Annotated in this window: 1 protein-coding gene; it reads right to left on the minus strand. The window is 70.1% G+C overall.

Going from position 1 to position 1,925, the window contains the following annotated elements:
• Nucleotides 1-1,925 (minus strand): condensation domain-containing protein (locus FOF48_RS36125; RefSeq protein WP_255443076.1); only part of this gene is annotated, 1,925 nt, incomplete at both ends.

Raw genomic sequence — 1,925 nt, forward strand, 5'->3', positions numbered from 1 at the left:
TGCGAGAGGGCCGCGTCCGGCTGAGAGGCGATGGCCTCGAGCAGCACGCCGAGGTGGCCGGCCATGCGCTGCACGGTGGACGCCTCGAAGAGATCCGTGGCGTAGGTGAACGTTCCGACGAAGCCCTGGGGAGACTCCATCAGCGTCAGGGTGAGGTCGAACTTGGATGAGCGCGTGTCCACCGTGACGGCCTGGAAGGAGAGGCCCGGGACGCGCAGGGCTTCCATGGGAGTGTTCTGCAGCGAGAACATCGCCTGGAAGAGCGCGCCGCGGCTCAGGTCACGCGAGGACTGCACGGCTTCGACAAGCTTCTCGAAGGGCAGGTGCTGGTGCTCATAGGCGGCGAGCGTGGTGCCGCGCACCTGGGCGAGCAGTTGCCGGAAGGAGTCTCGTGGCTGCATCCGCGCGCGCAGGACGAGGGTGTTGACGAAGAAGCCGATCAGGCCTTCGGTCTCCGCCTGGGTGCGTCCCGCGATGGGGGAGCCCACGCGGACGTCGTCCTGTCCTGAGTAGCGAGACAGGAGGACCTGGAACGCCGCGAGCAACAGCATGAAAGGCGTGGCGCCTTCACGCTGGGCCAGGGCCTTGAGGGAGTTCGAGAGCTGGGCAGGGACGCGCACGTCCACCGTGGCGCCGCGGTGCGACTGCACGGGCGGACGCGGGTGGTCCGTGGGCAGCTCCAGCGCGGCGGGCGCTCCCGAGAACTGCTGCTTCCAGTAGGCGAGCTGCGACTCCAGCGCTTCGCCCTGGAGCCAGTCCCGCTGCCACTTCGCGAAGTCGACGTACTGCACCGGGAGCGGCGGGAGCGACGGCGTCTGTCCGGTGGAGAAGGCCTCGTAGAGGGCCGCCACCTCACGGACGAGCACGCCCATGGACCAGCCGTCGGAGACGACGTGGTGCATCGTCACCAGCAGCAGGTGCGAGTCCTCCGCCAGCCGCACCAGGCTGCTGCGCATCAGCGGCCCCGTGACGAGGTGGAACGGCTTGCGGGCCTCCGCGGTCGCCACGCGCTCGGCTTCCGCGTCGCGCCGCGACTCGGGGACCGAGGTCAGGTCGATGACGGGCAGGTCCCAGTCGAGCTGCTCCTGGATGCATTGCGACGGCTCTTCGTGAGGCGCGGAGAGGCTGGTGCGAAGCGTCTCGTGCCGGGCGACCAGGGCCTGGAACGCGCGGCGCAACGCCCCCACGTCCAGACGACCTGTCAGCCGCAGCGCCGCGGGGATGTTGTACGAGATGTCCCCGGGCTGCAGCTGATCCACCAGCCAGAGCCGCTGTTGCGCGAAGGAGAGCGGAAGGACTCCGTCTCGCGTGGAGGGCAGCAGGGGCGGCGCGCGGTGGGCGGCGGAGCGGGCTGCTTCGAGCGCTGGCGCGAGGCCTTCGACCGTGGGCGCGGAGAAGAGGGCCCGCAGCGGCAGCTCCACCGAGAACGCCGCGCGTACGCGGGAGATGAGCTGGGTCGCCAGCAGCGAGTGCCCACCGAGCGCGAAGAAGTCGTCGTGGATGCCGACGCGCTCGACGCGGAGCACTTCGGCGAAGAGGGTGGCCAGCTTCTCCTCTGTGGGAGTGCGCGGGGCGACGAAGGCGGAGGCGCGCGGGACGTCCCCCAGCTCCGGGAGGGCCTTGCGGTCGACCTTGCCATTGGCGTTGAGCGGCAGGGCCTCCAATACCAGGAGCGCGGAGGGCACCATGTACTCGGGCAGCCGCTGCTTGAGCTGTGCCCTGAGCGCGTCCGTGTCCAGCGTGTGGCCCTCGCGCGCGGTGACGTAGCCGAAGAGGCGCTTGTCCGCGTCGGCGCCACGGGCGATGACGACGGCCTCATTGACTCCGTTGGAGGCGCGGAGGCCGGCTTCGATTTCACCCAGCTCGATGCGGAAGCCGCGCACCTTCACCTGGAAGTCGATGCGGCCCAGGAAGTCGAGCGTGCC

This window comes from Corallococcus sp. Z5C101001, assembly GCF_007352635.1.
GTDB lineage: Bacteria > Myxococcota > Myxococcia > Myxococcales > Myxococcaceae > Corallococcus > Corallococcus silvisoli.